At 59.3% G+C, this 1,719-nt stretch carries 2 protein-coding genes; both read left to right on the top strand.

Annotation, left to right across the window (positions count from 1 at the left end; translation table 11 throughout):
* The first annotated feature begins 323 nt into the window (after positions 1-323).
* Complete coding sequence (locus AC0L3L_RS36300; protein ID WP_473642171.1) at positions 324-722, top strand: aspartate/glutamate racemase family protein; 399 nt, start codon at positions 324-326, stop codon at positions 720-722.
* 83 nt (positions 723-805) lie between these two features.
* Positions 806-1,711 (top strand): 3-hydroxyacyl-CoA dehydrogenase NAD-binding domain-containing protein, encoded by a 906-nt coding sequence (locus AC0L3L_RS36305; protein ID WP_473642173.1) that lies wholly within the window; start codon positions 806-808, stop codon positions 1,709-1,711.
* Positions 1,712-1,719: the final 8 nt, after the last annotated feature.

Consider the following 1,719-nt stretch of genomic DNA (forward strand, 5'->3'; position numbering starts at 1 on the left):
TGGAGGCCGGAATGACGTCGCAAACCGGAAGCTGCCTTGGAATTCTGGGCTTGGAACCTGGCTTGCCACCCGGCGTGACGCGGCCGGCGCCGCCGTCCGGGTCGCTGTTTAGTTCAGCCACTTTCGACGTTCCCGTAATATCGGAAACCGTCGAGGGAGCCTGGGCGGATGTTGTGATGCAGGGCGAACCTGCGCTCGAGCCCGCCTTTGTTGCGGCAGCGCGGAGGCTGGTAGAGCGAGGCGCGGTCGTAATCAGCTCGGACTGCGGCTCTGCTGTTCGGCATCAGGCAGCGGTGGCTGCGGCGGTAAGTGTCCCGGTAGTAATGTCCAGTCTGCTCTTAGTGCCGGCGCTGCTCCGCCAACTGCCGCCAAAAGCCAAACTCGCTGTTGTCACAGCTGATTCACGCGTGTTTCGAGATGATTTGCTTGGGCTCAGTGACAAGGCCGACCGGGATCGGATCGTCATCGGCGGCATCGAAGGCGGTAAGATGTTGGAAAACGCGTGCATGCGTCCGCCGCAACCGACCGATATCGCCGACATCGAGAATGATGTGGCAGCTTGTGTCGCGCGGCTCCGCGTCGCACATCCGGACATCGCTGCGCTACTGTTCACGTGCACTGGATTCCCGCCGATAACGCCGGCAATCCGACGTATGACAGGGCTGCCTATCTGCGACATCACAACCATATGCCGGATGACGCTTGAGGCCGTTGGCACCTAATGTTGTCATCGCTTCAAGTTCATCAGGTTCCTCGCAGCCCACTCGAGAAGTATCTCTCCAGATCCATTGATATGAGGTAATCTATGCGTATCGCATGCATCGGCACAGGGACCATAGGCGCGAGCTGGGTGGCATTGTTCATTACTGGCGCGCATGAGGTGACCGCATGGGATCCGGCAACGGGTTGGCAGGATCGTCTATTGGCCGCCCTCGACCGCTACGAGCCGCAGTTGCGAGAGCTTCAAATGCCAACTGTACGGTCGCGCCTTCGACTTTGCGCCAGTTTGGGTGAGGCGGTGGCCGAGGCAGAGCTCGTTCAGGAAAATGCCCCGGAACAGATAGATCTCAAACGAGCGCTGGTCCGGGAAATTGCCAGTCTAGCGCCGCTCGATTCGATTATCGCCTCCTCCACATCAGGACTTTTGCCAGCCGATATCGCTAGAGACATTCCCAATCCGGGTCGGCTCCTCGTAGCACATCCTTTTTCCCCTCCGCACCTGGTCCCGGCAATGGAGATCGTCGGCACACCTGAAATGCCGACTGAAAGACTTGAAGCTGCGGTCGAATTCTACCGCAGCATCGGCAAACAACCGGTTGTAATGTCGCATGCCATTCCGGGTTTTATCGGCAACCGCCTGCAAGCCGCGATGTGGCGGGAGGGGTTCCACATGATCGCGGCCGGCGAGGCTACGATGGAAGAGATCGACAACATCATTAAGGGCGGACCTGGTCTCCGCTATGGCATTTCAGGCCCATGTGAGGCCCAATTGGGTTGGGTAGATCAGCGGGAGGCCCCGGGCGAGATAGATGAAGAAAAGTGGTCGATCCTGATGGACACTGACTGGAGCCGCCTGCCCGGTCCGCCGCTGACCGATGCACTGCGCGACATCCTTCGTCCGCAACTTTTGGCAGCGCGCGCAAAGAGGCTCACCGGCGACGCATGGGAGAAGCGGTTAATTGCAGTGCGACGTGCAGTCGGAAATATCTGAGGTTCAGA

The sequence above is a fragment of the Mesorhizobium sp. WSM4849 genome (assembly GCF_055811385.1).